Annotated in this window: 17 protein-coding genes; 8 read left to right on the top strand and 9 right to left on the bottom strand. The window is 61.7% G+C overall.

The window, feature by feature from the left end; genetic code table 11:
- Nucleotides 1-16: 16 nt before the first annotated feature.
- Complete coding sequence (gene purN, locus MHX52_RS07380; protein ID WP_035004515.1) at nt 17-583, bottom strand: phosphoribosylglycinamide formyltransferase; 567 nt, start codon at nt 581-583, stop codon at nt 17-19.
- A complete protein-coding gene (locus MHX52_RS07375) occupies nt 528-2,258 on the bottom strand; it encodes a DUF6350 family protein (protein ID WP_239317446.1) in 1,731 nt (576 codons plus the stop codon). Before MHX52_RS07375 ends, purN begins: the two co-directional genes overlap by 56 nt.
- A gap of 511 nt (nt 2,259-2,769) precedes the next feature.
- On the opposite strand from MHX52_RS07375, the gene MHX52_RS07370 reads away from it, so the two are divergent.
- On the top strand, nt 2,770-3,528 hold the full coding sequence (locus MHX52_RS07370) for a M23 family metallopeptidase (protein WP_070487971.1): 759 nt from the start codon (nt 2,770-2,772) through the stop codon (nt 3,526-3,528).
- Between the two features lie 135 nt (nt 3,529-3,663).
- Here MHX52_RS07370 and MHX52_RS07365 read toward each other — a convergent pair whose 3' ends face one another.
- From MHX52_RS07365 to MHX52_RS07355, 3 genes are all read right to left on the bottom strand, one after another.
- Nucleotides 3,664-4,464, bottom strand: a complete 801-nt coding sequence (locus MHX52_RS07365) for an SGNH/GDSL hydrolase family protein (RefSeq protein ID WP_239317444.1) — start codon at nt 4,462-4,464, stop codon at nt 3,664-3,666.
- Between the two features lie 60 nt (nt 4,465-4,524).
- Entirely contained in the window at nt 4,525-6,207 is a 1,683-nt protein-coding gene (locus MHX52_RS07360) for an acyl-CoA synthetase (protein ID WP_239317442.1), read from the bottom strand.
- A 160-nt stretch (nt 6,208-6,367) separates the two neighbouring features.
- Nucleotides 6,368-9,064, bottom strand: coding sequence for an ATP-dependent helicase (locus tag MHX52_RS07355; protein WP_239317439.1), 2,697 nt, complete (start codon nt 9,062-9,064; stop codon nt 6,368-6,370).
- A gap of 104 nt (nt 9,065-9,168) precedes the next feature.
- Between MHX52_RS07355 and MHX52_RS07350 the strand changes: the two genes are divergently transcribed.
- On the top strand, nt 9,169-9,495 hold the full coding sequence (locus MHX52_RS07350) for a chorismate mutase (RefSeq protein ID WP_034988095.1): 327 nt from the start codon (nt 9,169-9,171) through the stop codon (nt 9,493-9,495).
- 28 nt (nt 9,496-9,523) lie between these two features.
- Here the strand turns inward: MHX52_RS07350 and MHX52_RS07345 are convergent, their stop codons facing one another.
- The 3 genes from MHX52_RS07345 to MHX52_RS07335 form a co-directional block, all read right to left on the bottom strand.
- Nucleotides 9,524-10,381: a S1 family peptidase gene (locus tag MHX52_RS07345; RefSeq protein WP_239317437.1), complete on the bottom strand. Its 858-nt coding sequence runs from the start codon at nt 10,379-10,381 to the stop codon at nt 9,524-9,526.
- Nucleotides 10,382-10,516: 135 nt separating this feature from the next.
- Nucleotides 10,517-11,776: a phosphatase PAP2 family protein gene (locus MHX52_RS07340; RefSeq protein ID WP_239317435.1), complete on the bottom strand. Its 1,260-nt coding sequence runs from the start codon at nt 11,774-11,776 to the stop codon at nt 10,517-10,519.
- A 192-nt stretch (nt 11,777-11,968) separates the two neighbouring features.
- On the bottom strand, nt 11,969-12,724 hold the full coding sequence (locus MHX52_RS07335) for an NADPH-dependent oxidoreductase (RefSeq protein WP_239317433.1): 756 nt from the start codon (nt 12,722-12,724) through the stop codon (nt 11,969-11,971).
- 181 nt (nt 12,725-12,905) lie between these two features.
- Here MHX52_RS07335 and MHX52_RS07330 point away from each other — a divergent pair, with 181 nt between their 5' ends.
- From MHX52_RS07330 to MHX52_RS07305, 6 genes are all read left to right on the top strand, one after another.
- A complete protein-coding gene (locus tag MHX52_RS07330; protein ID WP_239317431.1) occupies nt 12,906-13,466 on the top strand; it encodes a LemA family protein in 561 nt (186 codons plus the stop codon).
- Nucleotides 13,467-13,575: 109 nt separating this feature from the next.
- On the top strand, nt 13,576-14,697 hold the full coding sequence (locus MHX52_RS07325) for a M48 family metalloprotease (RefSeq protein WP_239317429.1): 1,122 nt from the start codon (nt 13,576-13,578) through the stop codon (nt 14,695-14,697).
- Nucleotides 14,698-14,710: 13 nt separating this feature from the next.
- On the top strand, nt 14,711-15,157 hold the full coding sequence (locus MHX52_RS07320; RefSeq protein ID WP_049050362.1) for a DUF1990 family protein: 447 nt from the start codon (nt 14,711-14,713) through the stop codon (nt 15,155-15,157).
- Nucleotides 15,158-15,299: 142 nt separating this feature from the next.
- Nucleotides 15,300-16,487: an ADP-forming succinate--CoA ligase subunit beta gene (gene sucC, locus MHX52_RS07315; protein ID WP_049050361.1), complete on the top strand. Its 1,188-nt coding sequence runs from the start codon at nt 15,300-15,302 to the stop codon at nt 16,485-16,487.
- Between the two features lie 36 nt (nt 16,488-16,523).
- Nucleotides 16,524-17,420, top strand: a complete 897-nt coding sequence (sucD, locus tag MHX52_RS07310) for a succinate--CoA ligase subunit alpha (RefSeq protein ID WP_049050360.1) — start codon at nt 16,524-16,526, stop codon at nt 17,418-17,420.
- Nucleotides 17,421-17,453: 33 nt separating this feature from the next.
- Complete coding sequence (locus tag MHX52_RS07305) at nt 17,454-18,590, top strand: glutathione S-transferase family protein (protein ID WP_239317427.1); 1,137 nt, start codon at nt 17,454-17,456, stop codon at nt 18,588-18,590.
- Between the two features lie 72 nt (nt 18,591-18,662).
- Here MHX52_RS07305 and MHX52_RS07300 read toward each other — a convergent pair.
- Nucleotides 18,663-18,748, bottom strand: an 86-nt coding sequence (locus tag MHX52_RS07300; RefSeq protein WP_239317516.1) for an IS3 family transposase, incomplete at its 5' end; no start/stop codon positions are given.

Raw genomic sequence — 18,748 nt, 5'->3', positions numbered from 1 at the left:
TCCTGGCCTTTCGTTCCTAGAAGGTTCCCTGTTCTTGAAAATCGTGCAGCACCTCTACCAAGAGTGTGCGCTCCACCTTCTTGATTCTCTCATGCAAGCTGTCGACCGTGTCGTCCCGCGCGACCTCCACCGCCTTTTGGGCGATGATCGGCCCCGTGTCCACGCCACTATCTACAACATGAACTGTAGACCCGGTTACGCGAACACCGTAATTTAGTGCGTCTTCGACGGCGTGCGCCCCGGGGAATGCGGGCAGCAGCGCCGGGTGGGTGTTGATGATCTTCCCCTCAAAACGCTCGACCACCTTCGGGCCGATGATGCGCATGAAGCCGGCGCTCACCACCAGGTCGGGCTCGTAGCTGGCGAGCTTGTCCGCCAGCTCTTCGTTCCACTTCTCCCGATCGGTCTGCTTTGGCACGTATTCGACCAGGAAGTTCTCGATGCCCGCGCGCTCAGCGCGCTCCAGCGCCTCGCATGGTCGGTCGCTACCCACGGCGAGGATCTCCACCCGCGAGCGGTCGACGTTATCAATCACGCTCTGGAGCAGAGTCCCCGTCCCGCTCGCCAGAATCACTATCCTCATCGTCTGTTTCTTCCTCTGTTTCTGTGTCTTCTTTGTCTTCTGTGTCTGCTGTGTCTGCTAGATCTTCTCGTTCTTTCTTAGTGACGCCCCCATCTTCCCCGTCCTCCGGTTCCTCCGTAGGGGCGTCATCTTCAGAAGAGTCAGTATCCGTGCTTTCCGCACCGTCCGCTACATCGTCAGCATCGTCAGCGCCTGCCTCGGCATCATGCTCAGTCTCAGTCTGAGCCTGCTGGGATGCGCCAGGCTCCACAACCTCGGCCTCCGGGATGTCCTCAGTCACAGACTCGCCACGGCGGGCCGTGAAGAACATCATGACGGCGGCGGGCACCAACAGCCAGGCAGCGAGCTCTACAGCAAACAGCCACTCGACCGCACCCGCGCGCCCGTACACGCCCAGCTCACCACCAGCCAGCCAGGAGGTGCAGAAGCCGATCAGCCCGGCGCAGGCACCAGCCCCCACGCCCTGCAGCAGCGGCGCCTCCACATAAGTGCGGCCACGCAGGAACGTGTAAACGCACGCGACCGCCACACAAGCGGGGACGGCCAGCAGCACAGCGCCGAAAGGAATCTGATCGTTGGGGACCGCCGCCAAGACCGGCAACGGCGGCAGGTTCACGTTGTTGGCGGTAAAGAGGCTGACCGCGCCGTTACCGACGTGGAACTCGCCGCCCAGCAGCACCGCCATCGCCGCGACCACCACATTTGGCACATACAGCAACGCGACGAAGGTCAGCCCCAGAACACCCATAGTGGAGGAGGTGATTTCGTAGGCCTTGCCGACTGCCTCCATGTTCGTCAATAGATATACGGCAGCGGCGAGGGCACCGGCTGCGGCCATCCACTTGAGGAAGCGTCCGGCTAGCAGCATCGACTCCACCGGCCACGTGGACCAACCACGGCGCAGCAACAGTGCTCGCCACACGCGGGCCCGCATGCCGATAACAATCGCAGCGCCGTTCACCAGCGCCGTGGAGATCAGCGCCACCAGCAGGTTCGGCGGGGTGATGTCGTAGACCCTGGAGGCATCCCACAGCATCACCCACGCAATGCACGTCAGCAGCATGGGAATCAGCAGGCTTAATGTGGTGAATACCCGCAGGCCGCGCACGCTTATCGAATTGCCCAGCACCGTGGTCGCACGCTTCGCATGCCCCCACACCAACACCAGCGCGGGCAGCAGCGGCACGAAGCCCAGCTTCGCCCCCGCCATCTCGATGGGAGCCAGGTTGAACACCATCCACATCGAGGCGATGCTGGCGGGCACCTTATTAAACCCTGCGCCGATGCCGATGAGTACGGCGATGATGACGATGACGCCCAGAGTTACAGCGTGATTAATCATTAGCTGGGGGCCGAAGCGTTTGACGTGGGGCTTCCACTTCGACCACCAGTCCGCGACCGCAGCCTTCACACCGCCAGCCGACGCATCTGCGGCGGCCTTGGACTTGGCCTTCGGAGTGGCCTTAGCGTTCGTGGCGCCGGTCGGCTTCGCCGCTACAAAGCGTTCGTGCCCCGAGCCTTCGGAGATGTGGGCGCCGGTACCTTTATTGCCAGTGCCTTTAATTCTGTCTGCACTGCTGGCAGCCGACGTCCGCCTGGTGCGGCTGGAGCCGGGGCGTCGGGAAGACGCAGATCGTCGGGATCCGGGTCGTTGGGCAGCAGAATCTTTACTCACCCGTCCTATTGTGCCTAACAGTGGCAGCTACCTGGCGGACTGACCCACCTTCTAGGCCCCCCCTTCTACGCCCGTTTAGCATTCACCCTGCGTCCGGACTGCACCCCCGTTACACCCACGCCGTACCCTCTCTACCCCCTTTAGCGCCGACGCACTTAAGGTAATACTTGAGGGTTTGAGGGTAACGTAACCAAGATCACTAGCGGGGTTTGATCGCCATATAACCAGTAAAAAATCGCCTGGAACAGGGGGAATGCATCCTTATAGCCAGATAAGACTGACTCCACTACCCCCGCAATGTAACCAAAGCGTTATTTTTGACCGATTTAGTTGCCGCAATGTTGCCAAACCGATAGTGTTACGTTCCGTTGATAACAAAGTGGTTACAAATTGCTTTCGCAACAGACTCAAGCCCCAACCGTGAGGCTCGAGGAGGAGCGACAGCGATAGTGCGAAATCACATGTGACAGTTGTTAAGAAACATCGATTAGGTCAAAGGGTTACTAGGACAGTGCGAAACACTACTGAAGCGAGCCGTACCGGCATCCACCGCAAGCAGGAGCACACCGCGAAGCGCCGCTTCGCGCTCGTGGCCGTCGCCACCACCGCTGTGACTACTGCTGGCGCTGCCGGCGCTACCGCCGGTGCATCCCAGAACTCCAAGGACGACATCGCCCTGGCTTCCGAGAACACCACCATCCTCGCCCAGGGCGAGGGTGCTCAGGGCTCTGCAGCTCCGGCGGACGCTCAGGCGACCGCCAACGAGGCTCCGCAGATCCTCGAGGTTCCGCAGGCTAAGCCGGTTTCCGATCTGTCTCAGCAGCTCGACTCCGCCCTGCGCTTCGCCAAGGAGCGCACCGAGGCTGACCTGGCTGCCCGTATGCCCGAGTTCGTCAAGCCCGCCGAGGGCACCTTCACCTCCGGCTTCGGCCCGCGTTGGGGCACCTTCCACTACGGCGTCGACATAGCCAACGCCGTGGGCACCGCCATCCGTGCAGTCCACGACGGCACCGTCATCGACTCCGGCCCTGCTTCCGGCTTCGGCAACTGGATCCGCATCAAGCACGACGACGGCACCGTCACCGTCTACGGCCACATGGCCACCCTGGACGTTAAGGTTGGCGACCGTGTAACCAGCGGCCAGAAGATCGCTGGAATGGGCTCCCTGGGCTTCTCCACTGGCTCCCACCTGCACTTCGAGGTTCGCCCGAACGGTGGCGAGGCTATCGACCCGAAGCCTTGGCTCGCCGAGCGAGGCATCCAGCTTTAAGGCTTAGCTAGAACCACAAAGGAAACCTCCCGACTGCCTCTGTAAAGGCGGTCGGGAGGTTTTTCGCCTGCCTCCTGCGACTTTGGCTTTCGAGGTGGGGATCCCCCACCCCGGAAGCCGAGGCTTTCCGAAGTTTTACTTCAGAGCAGCGCCGATCTGCTTAGCCGCATTGGTCACACCGTCGTGGGACATGTGCAGAGTCAGGTTGTAGTGCGGAGTCTGGGTATCGATGACTCCGGCAACCCAAGCCTTACCGCCCGGCTGGCAGGTATCGTGCCCGCGGGTGGAGCGGTGCAGGTCAACGAAAACGCCACCGTTGCGCTTGGCGGCATCGTTAGCCTGGCGCCACAGCTGACGCTCGGCTTCCTTCACGATCGGGAACGGAGCCTGAATCGGCGGCAGACCGTTCAGACGGATCAGGCACAGGCCTGCACGATCGTTCGTGAGGTGCGGGTAGCTTACGAACTGGATGCGAGCGTTCGGAGCAGCACGCTTGATCTTCTTAGCGAGGCGGTCGTAGGAACGAGCCGCTGCGTGATTGTTGATCGGATCCAGGGTGCGGTAGGTGTCGTTTGCACCAACCATGATCGGCACGTTGCGCGTGTAGCGGTTCAGCTTGCCGTCGCGGATAGCCTGATCAAGGCGAGCCTCCAGCGGCTCGCGGCCCAGGTACAGCTCCTTGCCGTTGCAGGAGTAGTCATCCACGTGCGCGCCCGTCAGGCGCTGCAGCTCAGTGGCCACGCGGAACTTGCCCTTGATGCAACCACGCGCGCCACCGCGCTTGGCGTCAATAATCTGGTTGAGCGTCGTGTTAGCAAAGTAGGAATCACCGAGCAGCACGGTGTTTCCCGGGGCAGCCTGGGCAGCAGGCGCCAGACCCATGACAGATCCCGCTACGGCGACAGCCGCAGTCAGAATGCGTGCAATTTTCTTCATCAGTTTCTCCCGTATGTGTTTTTATGCCGTACTAAGGCTATCGATCTAGAATCGAAAATGTTAGCTGTTCGGAAGCTTTGCCGGCATGACCTTACCAGTTGGGTTGCGCGGAAGCTCATCCAGGAACGTGACTTCGCGTGGAACGGAGTGTTCCGCCAGGTTGTCCCTGACCCATTCCTGAACAGACTCCTTGGTCAGCGCCTCGCCCTCCGGGTTGTCTTCACGCACGATCCAGACCGCCATGCGCTTGAAGCTCTCTTCGTCGTCTACGCCCTTCGCGTAGAGGTCTCGAATGCCAGGCATTGGCGCCAGCACCTCTTCCACACTGCGCGGATACACGTTCTCTCCACCGACGATGATCATGTCGTCCGCCCGGCCGAGCACAAACAGGCGACCTTCCTCGTCGAGGTACCCACGGTCGCCGATCTCCAGCAGGCCGTGCTTGATCTTCATCTGATCGCGCGTGTGCGCGTAGCGGCGCATGGTCATGGTGCCCCGGGCATAAATGCGGCCCGGGGTGTTCGGCGGCAGCACGTTGCCGTCGTCGTCCAGAATCTTGACGCGCACGCCGCGAACCGGCCGTCCGGCGAGAGCCGGGTTCTCGACCAGTTCCTCTCGCTTCGCAATGGCGACCACACTGTTTTCGGTGGAGCCGTAGAAGTTGCAGACCACGGGCCCGAACTGCTTGTGCAGGCCGCGGAGCAGATCTTCGTGCATGGCGTTACCAGAGGACACGATGAACTCAATCGACGAAGCGTCGTAGTCGCCGTTCTGCGCGACCTTGAGCTGTTCCTTAATGAAGATGGGCGAGGTGATGATGCCGTTGACCTTGTAGCGCTCTACATCTTCCATTGCCTGAACAGGGTCGAAGTCACGGCGGAATACCACTGTCGCACGGTGGGCAAAAATCAGGTTCAGGTTCGCCCAGCCCCACGAGTGGAACATGGAGGCGGTCTGCTGAATCATCATCTCCGCCCGCCACGGGATCCAGGTGACAAGATCCGCCAGCGGAGTCGGGATCGGCGGCTCTCGGTGCACTACGGCCTTCGGGGTGCCAGAGGTGCCGGAGCTCAAGATGGTGATGAAGCCACGCTTCGGGATCGTGGGCAGTTTCTCCTCCGCCTCGGAGGGGGCGCGGTCAATGACCTGCTGGAAGGTTTTCCATTCCGGGTTCGGAGCCTGCGGGTTCTCCAGATCCTCCGCATAACCGATGATCACCTTGGCGCGCGAATAGTCCGCGGGCAGCCTGTCCGCGAACTCCTCATCAATGATGATGGTGTGAACATCCAGCTCATCCATACTCTTCTGCAGCTGGACTGGACTGGAAGCCGGGTTGAGCAGGCTAATGTCCGCCCCGATGAATCCCTTGGCGACCAGCGCGTAGACGACCACGCGGGAATTGCGGGCCATGACCGCAATATTCTTTCCCGGTCCCAGACCCATACGCTGCAGTGCGCGGGCGAAGGCCAGCGAATCGCTACGAACCTCCGCATACGTACGCTCGCCGATGTCATCGATGATGGCCGTACGGTTCGGCGCCACTTCTGCGGCGTACCACGCTTGACGTCCAGCGGTGAAGCCGTAGCGGGCGATGCTCTCGACCAGCTTGGCTTTCCCCTTAACCCCGCCACCCCTGACGACTACGCCCGATTTCAGCGCAGTTCCCAGGCCAGTGGCAATAGCGTGGGTCTCCGCCCAGGCGGCCTCGCCCAGGTGCTTAAGGTCTTGCAATTTGGAAGTCACTTGTTGATTGTTCTGCATTAATACCCTTCTAGTTACGCCTAACCCATCGAAAGAGGATGCTGTTACGTTACATTAAGAAAATATTTTCTGCGCAACATTAGCCACATTCGTCACTCCAGCAACACGCCTGCTCGGGCGTGCCGCCACAGCCCCCAGGGGTCTAGAGCTTCTCCATCGGCACGCCGCCGAACAGCATCAGACGCACCGTGCCCTGGCTGCCGAAGTCGATCATGCAGGTCGTGTGCGATCCGCTACCGTCCACGCTCTTCACCGTGCCCAGGCCGTACTTGTCGTGGTTGACCTTGTCCCCCACCGCCAAGTCCAGATCCTGGTTCTTCTTCGCTCCGGCCCCGAAGACAGGCTTCGACTTCTTCGCCGGCTTCCGGTAGGACTGGCCGCCCCAGCCGCTGGATCCCGCACCCCAGCCGCCTGAGCCGCCGAAGCTGGTGCCATCGGCATAGCCACCGCCACCCCAGGCGGAATCCACACCACTGCCGAAGCGGGCGGGCTCCTCGCGGATCCACTCCATCAAATCCTCCGGCACCTCGGACAAGAAGCGCGACGGCGGGTTGTTCACTGGCGCGCCCCAACCGCTGCGCGTAATCGCGCGGGTAAGGAACAGCCGCTGCTTCGCGCGGGTAATGCCCACATAGGCCAAGCGGCGCTCCTCGGCCAGCTCCATCGGGTCGCCCAGGGCGCGCATGTGCGGGAACTGTCCGTCCTCCCAGCCGGTCAGGAACACCACGGGGAACTCCAGCCCCTTGGCGGTGTGCAACGTCATGAGAGTCACCATGTCCTGCTCGTCCGCGGGAATCTGGTCCGCGTCCGCCACCAAGCTCACGCGCTCCAGGAAAGCCTGCAAGCTGCCCAGCGGCGCCTCACCTTCGGCGAGCATGGCGTCGGCAGGGTCGGCACTGTTCTCGGCGCTGTCGTCGGCACCGTCGCTCCCACCGCTGCCCCCCGGCATCTCCTCGTACGCCTTCAGGTTCGCCGACTCCTGCGAGAACTCATGCCCCACGCTCACCAGCTCGTTCAAGTTGTCCAGGCGCGCACCGTCCTGCGGGTCGTTGGACTTCTCCAGCAGCTCCTTGTAGCCGGTCACATCCAGCACCGCGGAGATCACCCGCCCCAGGTCGGGCAGTCCCAGGCCGGACCCGTCTGAGGCCGTCATCACCATAGACTCTGTCTCCGCCCGCAGCGCGTCCATCATCTCCAGGAACTTGCCAATGGAATTGCGGCCGCGTGCGGAAAGGCCAGCCACCTTCCCCGCGGCGGCGTCACCAAGAGCAGCCGAAAAACCGATTCCCTGGCCTTCCGCGTGAACAGTGACCTGTGCAATGGCCTTATCCCCGATACCGCGCCGCGGGGTGTTGATGATGCGCCGCAGCGCCACCGTGTCGTCCGCGTTATCCAATACCTTGAGATAAGCCACGATGTCGCGGATCTCGCGGCGCTCGTAGAAGCGCGTACCACCGACGACCTTGTACGGCATGCCGGAGCGCACCAGCACGTCCTCGATCGCACGAGAGGCGTTATTGGTGCGGTACATGATCGAGATGTCGCCGTAGGAGTAGCCCTCGTTATCCACCAGGTCGTCGATCTGCTCGACGATGAAGTTCGCCTCGTCGTGCTCGTTGTCCGCAACGTAGCCGCCGATCAGCTCGCCATCACCCAAATCCGTCCACAGCTTCTTCGGGCGGCGGCCCTGGTTCCGGTCGATCACCGCGTTCGCAGCGGAAAGGATCTTCTGGGTGGAGCGGTAATTCTGCTCAAGCAGGATGGTGTGCGCATCCGGGTAGTCGCGCTCGAACTCCTCGATGTTGCGGATCGTCGCGCCGCGGAAGGCGTAGATCGACTGGTCGGCATCGCCCACCACGCACAACTCGCACTCGGCCTTCCCCTTACCCGCGAGCGCTGCCACCAGCTCGTATTGCGCGTGGTTGGTGTCCTGGTACTCGTCGACCATGATGTGGCGGAAGCGGCGCCGGTAGTGCTCGCGCACGTCCGGGTTGTTGTTCAGGATCGCCACAACCTCACCGATCAGATCGTCGAAGTCCACCGCGTTCGCCGCCCGCAGGCGGTTCTGATACGTCTTGTACAGCGTGGCGATCTGGGCGGTGTGGGGGTTGGAGTCGCGCTGCGCTTCCTCTAGCGCCCCGGCCGGACCGACCAGCTCGTTCTTCCAATTGGAGATCACATTCAGCACCCCACGGGGCGAGAACTCCTTCAGATCCAGCGAGGCATCCTTGATGATCATCGTCATCAGGCGCTTGGAATCATCCGAGTCGTAGATGCTGAAGTTCGTGTTCAGCCCCGGCGCGAGGTGCGCATTGGCGCGCAGCACGCGCACACAAAAGGAGTGGAACGTGGAGACCCACATGCGCTCCGCCTGCGGCCCGACCATGTCCACAACGCGCTCGCGCATCTCCGCCGCCGCCTTATTAGTGAAGGTGATCGCCAGAATCTGCCACGGCGCCACCCCGTTTGCCAGTAGGTACGCGATACGGCGCGTCAGCACACTCGTCTTGCCGGAGCCCGCGCCCGCCACGATCAGCAGCGGGCTGCCCATGTGCTCGACGGCCTGCCGCTGCTGCGGGTTGAGCCCTTCGAGGAGCTTTTCTTTGTGACGCCCCTTCTCCCCCGCGACCGCCCCAGCATCCCTGCGCGGTTGCGCCGGTGTGTGGTGCGGCTGTGTTGGCTGCGGGACAGGCTGCGGACTATCAGAGTGCATGTTCGCCAGCACGCTTTCGTACCCCTCCGGCGGCAGCTCGTCCTCCGGTGGCGGAACCTCATCGTCGAAGAGCGTCGGTTCTTCAGGCAGCGGCAGGTCGGCGAACGGATCGTGCTGGTTGTTCATGTTTCCCTTTGTGCTCCCTCAAAAATCTCCCGAAACCCGCTGGCGCCTCTCTCCGGGGGGCTCTTGCGGATCTCGGCTTCCGGACTAGCGGTAGAATACAACGCATGAGCGACAACGATTCTGCGGCTTCGTCGAAGCCCAACGAGTTCACCGTCCGCATGCCCTCGGGCACGGACGATCCCTTGTCGGATTCAGAAATTCAATCCTACCGCGAGGAGATCAACCGCCTCGACCGCGTCATCATCGACGCGATCCACCGTCGCAGCGAGGTATCGAAAGCAATCGGTAAGACGCGCCTGGGTTCCGGTGGCACGAAGCTGGTCTATACCCGCGAGGTCGCCATCATTAACCAGTTCCGCGCGGAGTTCGGCCCAGAGGGCGTAGAAATAGCAAAGGCCCTGCTGCAGCTAGGCAGAGGGCGCTTGGGCTAAGGGTCAGCTGGGGCCCGCCGGAACTGGACTAGGCCAGGCGGAATCCGGCTCCCACACCGCCGGCCGCGTTGAGGTCCGCGGCGATCACGTTCCACGCCGCACCGGCCGTCGGCGCGTGCAGCGGCCCCTGCAGCGGGGTGGTGCAGGAAGGCAGGTTGGCCACGCCTCCGTTGACGATGCCGACCAGACGGTTGCCGACGTAGATCGGGCCGCCCGAATCCCCCATAGAGCCACACAGGTGGGAAACCAGGAACGGCCCGGAGATGGCCAGCATGGGGCCGCAGGAAACTCCGGTAGCCACACCGGTCTTGCACATCTGCTGCAGGCTGGCCGGGGTGGGGCCGCCAAGGGCGTTCAGGTGAACGTTGTTGTAGCCGCGGGTCAGGCGCACCTTGTTGTTGAACTTAATCACGGCGTAATCCGGGTAGCCGTTGCGGACGACGGTGCCGATCTGGCCAGCCCCCTCGGCGTCCATAGAAATAACCGGGGTGCCGGGGCCACCACAGTGGCCTGCGGTGATGCCCACCTTGTTTCCGGCCTTGTCGTAGCCAACCACACCCAGAGTGCAGATGTTGTTGCCAACGTAGATCGGCATGGAAGGCCCGGCCAGAACACTGGGCGCCGCGGCACGCTGAGCCTGCGGAATGCCCGGAGAAGTGAAGTAGTGGCCCGGAACGCGGTGCGGTTCGGGCTGGCCGGTGGCCTGTAGGAATGCATCTGCGGAACCCGCGGGCGCGGCGGTGGCCTCTGGCGCGGTGAAGGCCGAGCCGAAAACGGCGGAGGCGGCCAGCGCCACGCCCGCCACAAGGGCTCCGAGGCGGCGACGAATGGCGCTGCGGAAGGAGCGCCCAGCTGGGTTTTGAGTGGATACAGATGCGGCTGACATGAACCTAACCCTAGCGCAGAAGCGGGGATTCACATGCGTCACAGTGGTAACAATTTGGACAAGGTTACCCCTGCTCCCCCGCCTCGCGCTGCGCGGCACCGACTAGCTGACGATTAGCCGCCAGCTATCTGCCAACTAGCGCAGGACGGTGACGCTGCCGTCGCCGTTGACCTTGACCTTTGCGGCAAATGCGGCAGCCATGTTCAGGCGCTGCCAGGAGCCGCGCGGGCCCTGATCGTCCAGCGGGGAACCGGACGGGATGGCGGTCTGGCGCAGGATGGAGGCGCGCTGGTTGTAGCTCAGCTTCGGGAACTTCGGCAGCAGCAGATCCGGTGCGGCCTGCGGCACGATCATCGGCGCATCCTTGCGGTAGATCTTCGGGAAGCCGTAGGTCATGCGGTCGGTGTACTCGCGCACAGCCTGATCGGTGGAGCGGTATGGCTTGTCCTTCTTGATGACCTCCGCGATCGGGCGACCCGCGCGCCACTCCAGCTCCGCGCGCAGCTCCTTGCCCGCCTGCTGGATTGCGTCGCGCATCTTCGGATCGTTCCAGCGGTCAGCGGCAGCGGCGGTGCCGGACATGCGGCCACCCATGACGTCCAGCGGGTAGTGCACGCCCATGACAACGCGGTTGTTGCCAGCCTCGGAACCGCGAGCCAGGATCTGCGGGGCCAGCTCCGGCAGGGTCAGAGCCAGCAGAGTGGTGGACCACACGGCCTGGTTGGTGTGGCCGGACGGGTAGGACTTGGAGGTGCCGTAGTACTTGTTCTGGCCGTCCTCGTACTTCTTGATGCGCTCCGGAGCGACCACAAACGGGCGGTCGTAACCGAAAACCATCTTCTCCACGAAGGTGGAGGATGCAACTCCGCCTGCGCGTGCCAGGTAGCCGTTGCCCAACAGGTACTGGGTCTTCGGCAGGCGGTTCTCACGCAGCGCGTCGCGGAAGTGGCGGCCGAGCTCGGCACCCAGCGAGTCGGAGAACGCATCCATCACGCCCGCCTTGTCCGCGCGGGCGTCCTTCTGCGCACGCTGGATGGCAGACGGGTTGCTCTGCGCAGCGTTGTTGATCTTCACAACCTTGTCCAGGTTCTGCTGCATGATTGCCGGGTGGTTGGCGCGCACATCGTTGAAGCCGTCGACGACGTCCAGGTACACGCCGTAGCCGTGGGAGCTGATGTCAGAGATGTAGCCGCCCAGGTACTCCGGGCCGAAAGGCTGCGGAGTTGGGGCGCCCGGGTGCTGCACCGGGTGCGGGTAACCCGGTACTCCCTCGGAACCCGCGATCGTCGGCACGGTCGGCACTGCAACCGCCGGCGCCACATTCACTGCGGAAAGGGACATGGTCGTAGCCATCACAGTGGCCATCGTGATCTTGAGGCTCTTGTTCTTGGTCACTTTTTCTCTCACCCTTGAAGTCTCGTCCTGCAATTCTTTTTGACGCCAAGCTTCCAGGCCCGCCCGGCGACTATTGCGATAGTTTTATAAACTCCTGCGGATACTAACCCAGGTTTCTGAACGTCAGGTTAATTTGAGGTTAGGCGCGGGTGACGCTGTGGGCGTCAAAAAAGAAAACAGGAAGAAAAAGCACTAAACAATAAAGCCTTGCCAGCGCGCGGCTTGCAGCGAGTCATCGTTGCTGTCACGGGTGAAGGGGAAGTTCTTCAAGACCTGGTTGGTGAAGCTATCCACGCGCTGGTTGGCGTTGCGTAGGTCATAGTAGGTCCGCATCTCTGCATCGTAATCCGCCAGGTCGGCGGTCAGGTTCTCGCTGGTCTGGTAGCCGTTTTCCATCACGCGGAAATCGCGCGGCATGCGGGGCTTCAGCTGCGGATCCTGGTTCGGCCAGCCCAGGGTAAGCCCCACCACCGGGAAGGTGTAGCGCGGCAACTGAAGCAGCTCAATCACCCCGGCAGTGTCGTTGTGAATATTGCCCAGATAATTGGCGCCCAGGCCAAAGGACTCGGCGGCGTTCACCACATTCTGCGCCATCAGGCAGGCGTCGGTGAAGGCCTCCACGAAAGCCTTCGTGCGTCCGGCGGCCCGCGGGTCGCCCCCGTTTTCCCGCAAGATCTGCGCATTCCGCGCCGTATCCGCCAGGAACAACAGGTACACCGGCGCGCGGCGGACGTACTCCTGGTTACCGATCTCCGCCAGGCGTTCCCGCAGCTGCGTATCCGTCACGCGAATGATGCTGGCCTGCTGCATCCCGCGGGAAGATGCCGTGCGCATGGCTACGTCATAGATGGTTTCCAGAGTCTGGTCGTCCACCGGCTGATCCGTGAACTCCCTGATCGTGCGGTGGGAAAGCTGACGTTCGACCATCGGGTTTGAGTTTGTAGGCATGCCCCCACCCTAGCCAGCCTTAGCAAGAAAAATTTTTCGACTTCCCCGCCTGCGCCGGGAACAAACGTTGGCGATAATACATTCCAATACTGTTAGCCTGTGCGGTTCGCTACCTAACCGCCACGCGCTGAGCTTTTCTAGATAGGTACGTTCAAGAGTTTCCCAAGGAAGTATTGCTTACATGATCATCGCAGTTGTCATCCTCGCCATCCTCGTAGTCCTCGCCATCATCTGGTTCGCCATGTACAACAGCCTCGTCAAGAAGCGGAACACGGTTAACGAGGCTTACGCCCAAATCGATACCCAGCTGCAGCGCCGCGGCGACCTGATCCCCAACCTGGTGGCCACCGTCAAGGGTTACGCCAGCCACGAAGCCAAGGTGTTCCACGACATCGCCGAGCTACGCACCGCCACCGAACGCGCCCAAGCGACCGGCAGCGTGCAGGATGCCTCCCAGGCCGACGCTGTATTCGGCCGCACCATGGCCACGCTGCGCGCTACCGCCGAGGCGTACCCGGAGCTGCAGGCTTCCCGCAACTTCCAGCAACTGCAGGAGGAGCTCGCCTCCACCGAGAACAAGGTGGGCTTCGCCCGCCAGTACTACAACTCCTCCACGAACGCCTACAACACCGCAATCCAGTCCGTGCCGACCAACATCGTCGCTTCCGTGCACGGCTTCCAGCCCTTCGGGTTCTTCCAGGTGGAAGAGTCCAAGCGCCAGGCTCCGGACGTTTCTTTCTAGCTTTCTTGCCCTGCCCCGCCCCCTCAATGCCACTTCCGCTTCTTAAGCGTCGCACCTAGCGGGCAGGACTCGTGAGCACTGAAAGTGCTGAAAGGACGGATAACGGACAATGTCCAACCAGCCAAGAACCTTTGACGAATCGCTTTCGCAGCTACGCAAAGGCGTCGCCGTCGCGTGGATTGCGAACGTGCTGGTGCTGCAGCTTTCCATCGTGGCCTGCGCCTGCGCAGCCTACGTCGGCATCCAGGGCGGAGACCTGGACTACAACACCCTGGGCAAGGTCATCCTGATCTCCGCCGGGGTCGCCATCCCAGTTGCCGCGCTGATCCTGCTGTATTCGTACTTCTTTTCCACCAAGACCGTGATCTCCGCCATCGGCGGCGAGAAGCGCAAGGTGGAAAAGGGCATGGTCTACAACATCGTGGAAGAGATGTCGATCGCCGCAGGCCTGCCCTCCCCGCCGAAGGTTTATGTGCTCATCGGCACCGGCGTGCCCAACGCCTACGCCCTGGGAGGCAAGCGCAACAAGCCCCACACCGGCACCATCGTCGTTACCGAAGAGCTTGGGTACCTGCTGAACCGCGAGCAGATGCAGGCCGTCATCGCCCACGAGATGAGCCACCTGACCGCCGATGATAATCGCGTGATGACGCAGCTGGTGGCCATCGCATCTGTTATTTCCATCTTGCAGTCGGTGTTTATCTACGGCAGTTTCAGCAACAACAACCGGAGCCGCTCCAGCTCCAATTCGAACGGTGGCGGAAATGCCGTAGCTGCCATCGTGATCTTGCTGATCTCCTTCTGCGTTATCCTCGCAGCCCCAGCGCTTGCAAATATCGCCCGGGCCTACATGTCTCGCCACCGCGAGCAACAGGCCGATAGCCATGGTGTCTCCCTGTGCCGTAACCCCACCGCACTGGCGCAAGCCCTGATCACTATCCGCGCGTTCCACCAGGCGAACCCTTCAACCGTGCAGAACTCCATGTACGGCACACCCGGCTCCCTGGCTTTGTACGCGCCGGAGCAGGACATCATCCAGGGCTTCCACAACTCCGACGCAGGCAAGAAGGGGTCCGTCTTCAAGCGCGCCATGACGAAGAAACGAAACTTTTCCGCTACCCACCCGCCGATCTGGGAAAGAGTCAACGCCCTGATCGCCATGGGTGCCTATGTGCAGGGTTTCGTTCCCTACGTGCCGGAGCACGCGCAGATCGCCGGGCACATCCAGTAGCCTGGGGCTTTCTATGACTCCCCTCTCCTATACCTCGACCGACGGCTTTCCCGAGCTACACATGTCGCGGGTCATCAATGCGGACTTTGATGCCGCCGCGGCCAGGCTTTTCCGCTGGAGTGTGCAGCGCAGCGGCCTGTTCCGCGTGCACCCCACCCACGAGGTCGTGGAGACTGGCGCCGAGGTCGCACTGGGCTTCGGGCCGTGGACGTTCCACTGCAGGGTTGTCGATACTTTCTCCACGCCCGGCCGCTGCGGCTTTACTTATGGCACCCTCCCCGGCCACGCCGAGCGGGGCGAGGAGACCTTCACCCTCGAGCGGTTGCAGGATGGAAGGGTTCTTTTTCTTATTGACGCCAAGTCTCAGCCAGCCCGTTTCCCCGTGCTGCGCCCAGTCCTCGACCTGCCGCGGCGTGCTCTTATCCGCCGCTTCTACCTGCGCGCCCTGGACGATAGCTAGCAGCGCTTTCTGTCGAGTATGCATTTTTTCATTACGATGGTTTCTGAGAGCTCACAAAGTTGCCTCCAAAGTGAGGTAGGTCATAAGTGGGCTCGTCGCATATTCTGACCTTTCCCACCTACAGACTGTATGGAGAATTCAAGTGGATCTATACGAGTACCAAGCTCGAGATCTTTTCGAAAACTACGACGTACCTGTCCTGCAGGGCATCGTTGCTACATCATCTGCGGAAGCCGAACGGGCTGCTGAGAAGCTAGGCGGCACCGTAATCGTAAAGGCCCAGGTGAAGGTTGGCGGCCGCGGCAAGGCCGGGGGTGTAAAACTGGCCCACTCGCCGGCCGAAGCAGCCGCGGCGGCGAAGGACATTCTGGGGCTGGATATTAAGGGGCACACCGTGCGCAAGGTCATGGTTGCCGAGGGGGCGGACATTGCCGAGGAGTACTACTTCTCCATCATGCTGGACCGCACGCAGCGCCAGTACCTTGCCATGTTGTCGCGCGAGGGTGGCATGGACATCGAAAAGCTGGCCAAGGAGCGGCCGGAGGCGCTCGTCCGCCGCAATTTCTCCCCGCTGGAGGGGCTGACGGACTCCATTGCCCGCGAAATTGCAGAAGATGCCGGCTTCCCCGCAGACGATGTGGAGAAGCTGGTACCCGTTCTGCAGAAGCTCTACGAGACCTACGTTGGCGAAGATGCCACGCTGGTTGAGGTCAACCCGCTGGTCAAGACCAATTCCGGGGAGCTGCTGGCGATCGACGGCAAGATGACCTTGGACGACAACGCAGACTTCCGCCACCCGGAGCATTCCGAGCTGGTGGATCACAACACCACCGATCCGCTGGAGCTTAAGGCTCAGATGATGGGCTTGAACTACGTGAAGCTGGACGGTTCGGTCGGTGTGATCGGCAACGGTGCCGGTCTGGTGATGTCCACCCTGGATGTGGTCGCCTACGCCGGCGAGGAATTCCCCGGTTCGCCGAAGCCCGCCAACTTCCTGGATATCGGTGGCGGTGCCGATGCCGAGATCATGGCCAATGGCTTGGAGGTCATCCTGGCGGATGAGCAAGTCCAGTCGATCTTGGTCAACGTTTTTGGCGGAATCACCGCATGCGATGAGGTTGCCAACGGAATCATTCAGGCTTACAAGATCCTGCACACCCAAGGAATCGAGCCGAAGCCCCTCGTTGTCCGACTGGACGGCAACAATGCAGAAGAGGGCCGGAAGATCTTGGACGATGCCAACCTGCCGAATCTGCAGCGGGAAGACACGATGGACGGCGCCGCGCGCAAGGCCGCGGAGCTGGCTTCCCAGGCTGATCAGAACAAATAAGCATCACGGATTCCAACAGGTAGAGGACTGAAAATTATGGCTATTTTTCTAGATCGCGATTCCAAGATCATCGTCCAGGGAATGACTGGCTCGGAGGGCATGAAGCATTCCCAGCGCATGCTGGACTCTGGCTCCAACATTGTCGGCGGAGTGAACCCCTCCAAGGGCGGACAGACGGTCACCTTCGAAGGCGGCAAGCAGGTTCCCGTTTTCGCCTCCGTTGCTGAGGCAATGGAGGAGACCGGCGCGAATGTCTCGGTGATCTTCGTTCCGGCGAAGTTCACCAAGGCTGCGGCAGAAGAGGCAATCAAGGCAGAGATGCCGCTGGTTGTGCTCATTACCGAAGGCGTGCCGGTCAACGACACAGCGAGCTTCTTTGCCCTGGCGAAGAACTCCAAGACCCGCATCATCGGGCCGAACTGCCCTGGCATCATTTCTCCCGGGCAGTCCAATGCGGGCATTATCCCCTCTGATTCCGCCGGTGAGGCTGGCAAGATCGGTCTGGTATCCAAGTCCGGCACGCTGACGTACCAGGTGATGCACGAGCTCTCCGATGTGGGATTCACCAGCTGCATTGGCATCGGCGGCGATCCGATTATCGGCACGACCCACATCGATGCGATCGAGGCCTTCCAAAATGACCCGGAGACCAAGGCGATCATCATGATCGGCGAAATTGGTGGCGATGCTGAAGAACGCGCCGCCGAGTACATCGCGAAGAATGTCACCAAGCCCGTGGTGGGCTACGTCGCAGGTTTCACTGCCCCGGAGGGCAAGACCATGGGGCATGCCGGAGCCATCGTCAGCGGTTCCTCGGGCACGGCCGAGGCAAAGAAGGTCGCGCTGGAGGAAGCTGGTGTGCGAGTGGGTAAAACACCCACCCAGGCGGCGGAGCTGATGCGGGAAGTTCTCGCAGAGATCGGCGAAGCCTAACGCTAGATAGGGCGAACAACAGGGAGGAAGGGCATGGCCACGGAAGCTCAGAAAGAATCACAGAAGGACTGGGCCGGCGATGCCCAAAATGCCTCGACGGACGGCGAATTCAAGCGGGATACCAATTACATCGGCGACCGCATCGTTGCTTCCGTGACCGGCGAGGAACCGCAGCCTGCCGGCGGGGATGGCAACAGTGGAAGCACTGGTGACGCGCTGCACTGGACCGTGCAGCCGAACCGCTACCGCCTCATCGCCGCACGCGCCTGCCCGTGGGCACACCGAGCGGTCATCGTGCGGCGCCTGCTGGGGCTGGAGGATGTGATCTCCCTGGGGCTGGCGGGCCCTACCCACGACAAGCGCTCCTGGACTTTCGATCTGGATCCGGGTGGCGTCGACCCCGTACTGCAGATCCCCCGCCTGCAGGATGCGTACTTTAAGCGCTTCCCGGACTACCCGCGGGGCATCACCGTGCCGGCGCTGGTGGAGGAAGAAAGCGGCAAGGTCGTGACCAACGATTTCAATTCGATCGTCCGCGACTTCCAAACAGAGTGGACCGAGTACCAGCGAGCTGGCGCTCCCAACCTGCTTCCACCGGCAGAGCAGCGGGAAGAGATGGAGGAGATCAACGACTTCATCTTCCGAAAGTTCAATAACGGCGTGTACCGGGCTGGGTTTTCGGCGTCACAAGATGCCTATGAGCAAGCCTATGAGGATGTATTCGAGGTCCTCGATTGGCTGGAGGAGCGCCTGGCAAACCAGCGGTTCATCTTGGGCGAGCACATCACGGAGACCGACATCCGGGCATACGCCACCCTGATCCGCTTCGATGCTGTCTACCACGGGCACTTCAAGACGAACCGGAACAAGATCAGCGAGATGCCGAACGTCTACGGCTACCTGCGCGAGTTGTTCCAGATCCCTGGGTTCGGCGATACCACCGATTTCAAGGAGATCAAGCAGCACTATTACATCGTGCACCGCGAGGTAAATCCCACGCAGATCGTCCCGGCCGGACCGGATCTCTCGGGCTTGGCGCAGCCCCATGGCCGCGACCACCTGCCGGGTGCGCCGTTTGCGGAGGGCACCACCCTGCCAGGTAAGTTGCCGGACGCCGAGCGGCTGAAGAACCCCACGCAATTCCAGCGGGAGCTATTTGGCCTGGACTAGAACTTCGCTGAGCAATGAGAAAATCCCCTCGCCGGTATTGAACTAGCCCCCGAAAGTTGGACTGGTTTAATTCTAGGCGGTGAGGGGTTCAAGGGTCTGATTCCGATATTGCATCGGGGTCAGGCCCTTTAGTCGTTGTTGGATGCGTTCGGTGTTGT

The sequence above is a fragment of the Corynebacterium sp. ACRQJ genome, from assembly GCF_022346045.1.
Taxonomy (GTDB): Bacteria; Actinomycetota; Actinomycetes; order Mycobacteriales; family Mycobacteriaceae; genus Corynebacterium; species Corynebacterium evansiae.
Note: the sequence above shows the minus strand (reverse complement) of the source record. Positions and strands in the feature narration are given on the sequence as shown.

Coding starts and splice junctions, on each gene's coding strand:
- purN (WP_035004515.1), bottom strand. CDS start 583: ATGAGGATAGTGATTCTGGCGAGCGGGACGGGGACTCTGCTCCAGAGC.
- MHX52_RS07365 (WP_239317444.1), bottom strand. CDS start 4,464: ATGAAGAAAATTGCACGCATTCTGACTGCGGCTGTCGCCGTAGCGGGA.
- MHX52_RS07355 (WP_239317439.1), bottom strand. CDS start 9,064: ATGAACAACCAGCACGATCCGTTCGCCGACCTGCCGCTGCCTGAAGAA.
- MHX52_RS07350 (WP_034988095.1), top strand. CDS start 9,169: ATGAGCGACAACGATTCTGCGGCTTCGTCGAAGCCCAACGAGTTCACC.
- MHX52_RS07345 (WP_239317437.1), bottom strand. CDS start 10,381: ATGTCAGCCGCATCTGTATCCACTCAAAACCCAGCTGGGCGCTCCTTC.
- MHX52_RS07335 (WP_239317433.1), bottom strand. CDS start 12,724: ATGCCTACAAACTCAAACCCGATGGTCGAACGTCAGCTTTCCCACCGC.
- MHX52_RS07330 (WP_239317431.1), top strand. CDS start 12,906: ATGATCATCGCAGTTGTCATCCTCGCCATCCTCGTAGTCCTCGCCATC.
- MHX52_RS07325 (WP_239317429.1), top strand. CDS start 13,576: ATGTCCAACCAGCCAAGAACCTTTGACGAATCGCTTTCGCAGCTACGC.
- MHX52_RS07320 (WP_049050362.1), top strand. CDS start 14,711: ATGACTCCCCTCTCCTATACCTCGACCGACGGCTTTCCCGAGCTACAC.
- sucD (WP_049050360.1), top strand. CDS start 16,524: ATGGCTATTTTTCTAGATCGCGATTCCAAGATCATCGTCCAGGGAATG.
- MHX52_RS07305 (WP_239317427.1), top strand. CDS start 17,454: ATGGCCACGGAAGCTCAGAAAGAATCACAGAAGGACTGGGCCGGCGAT.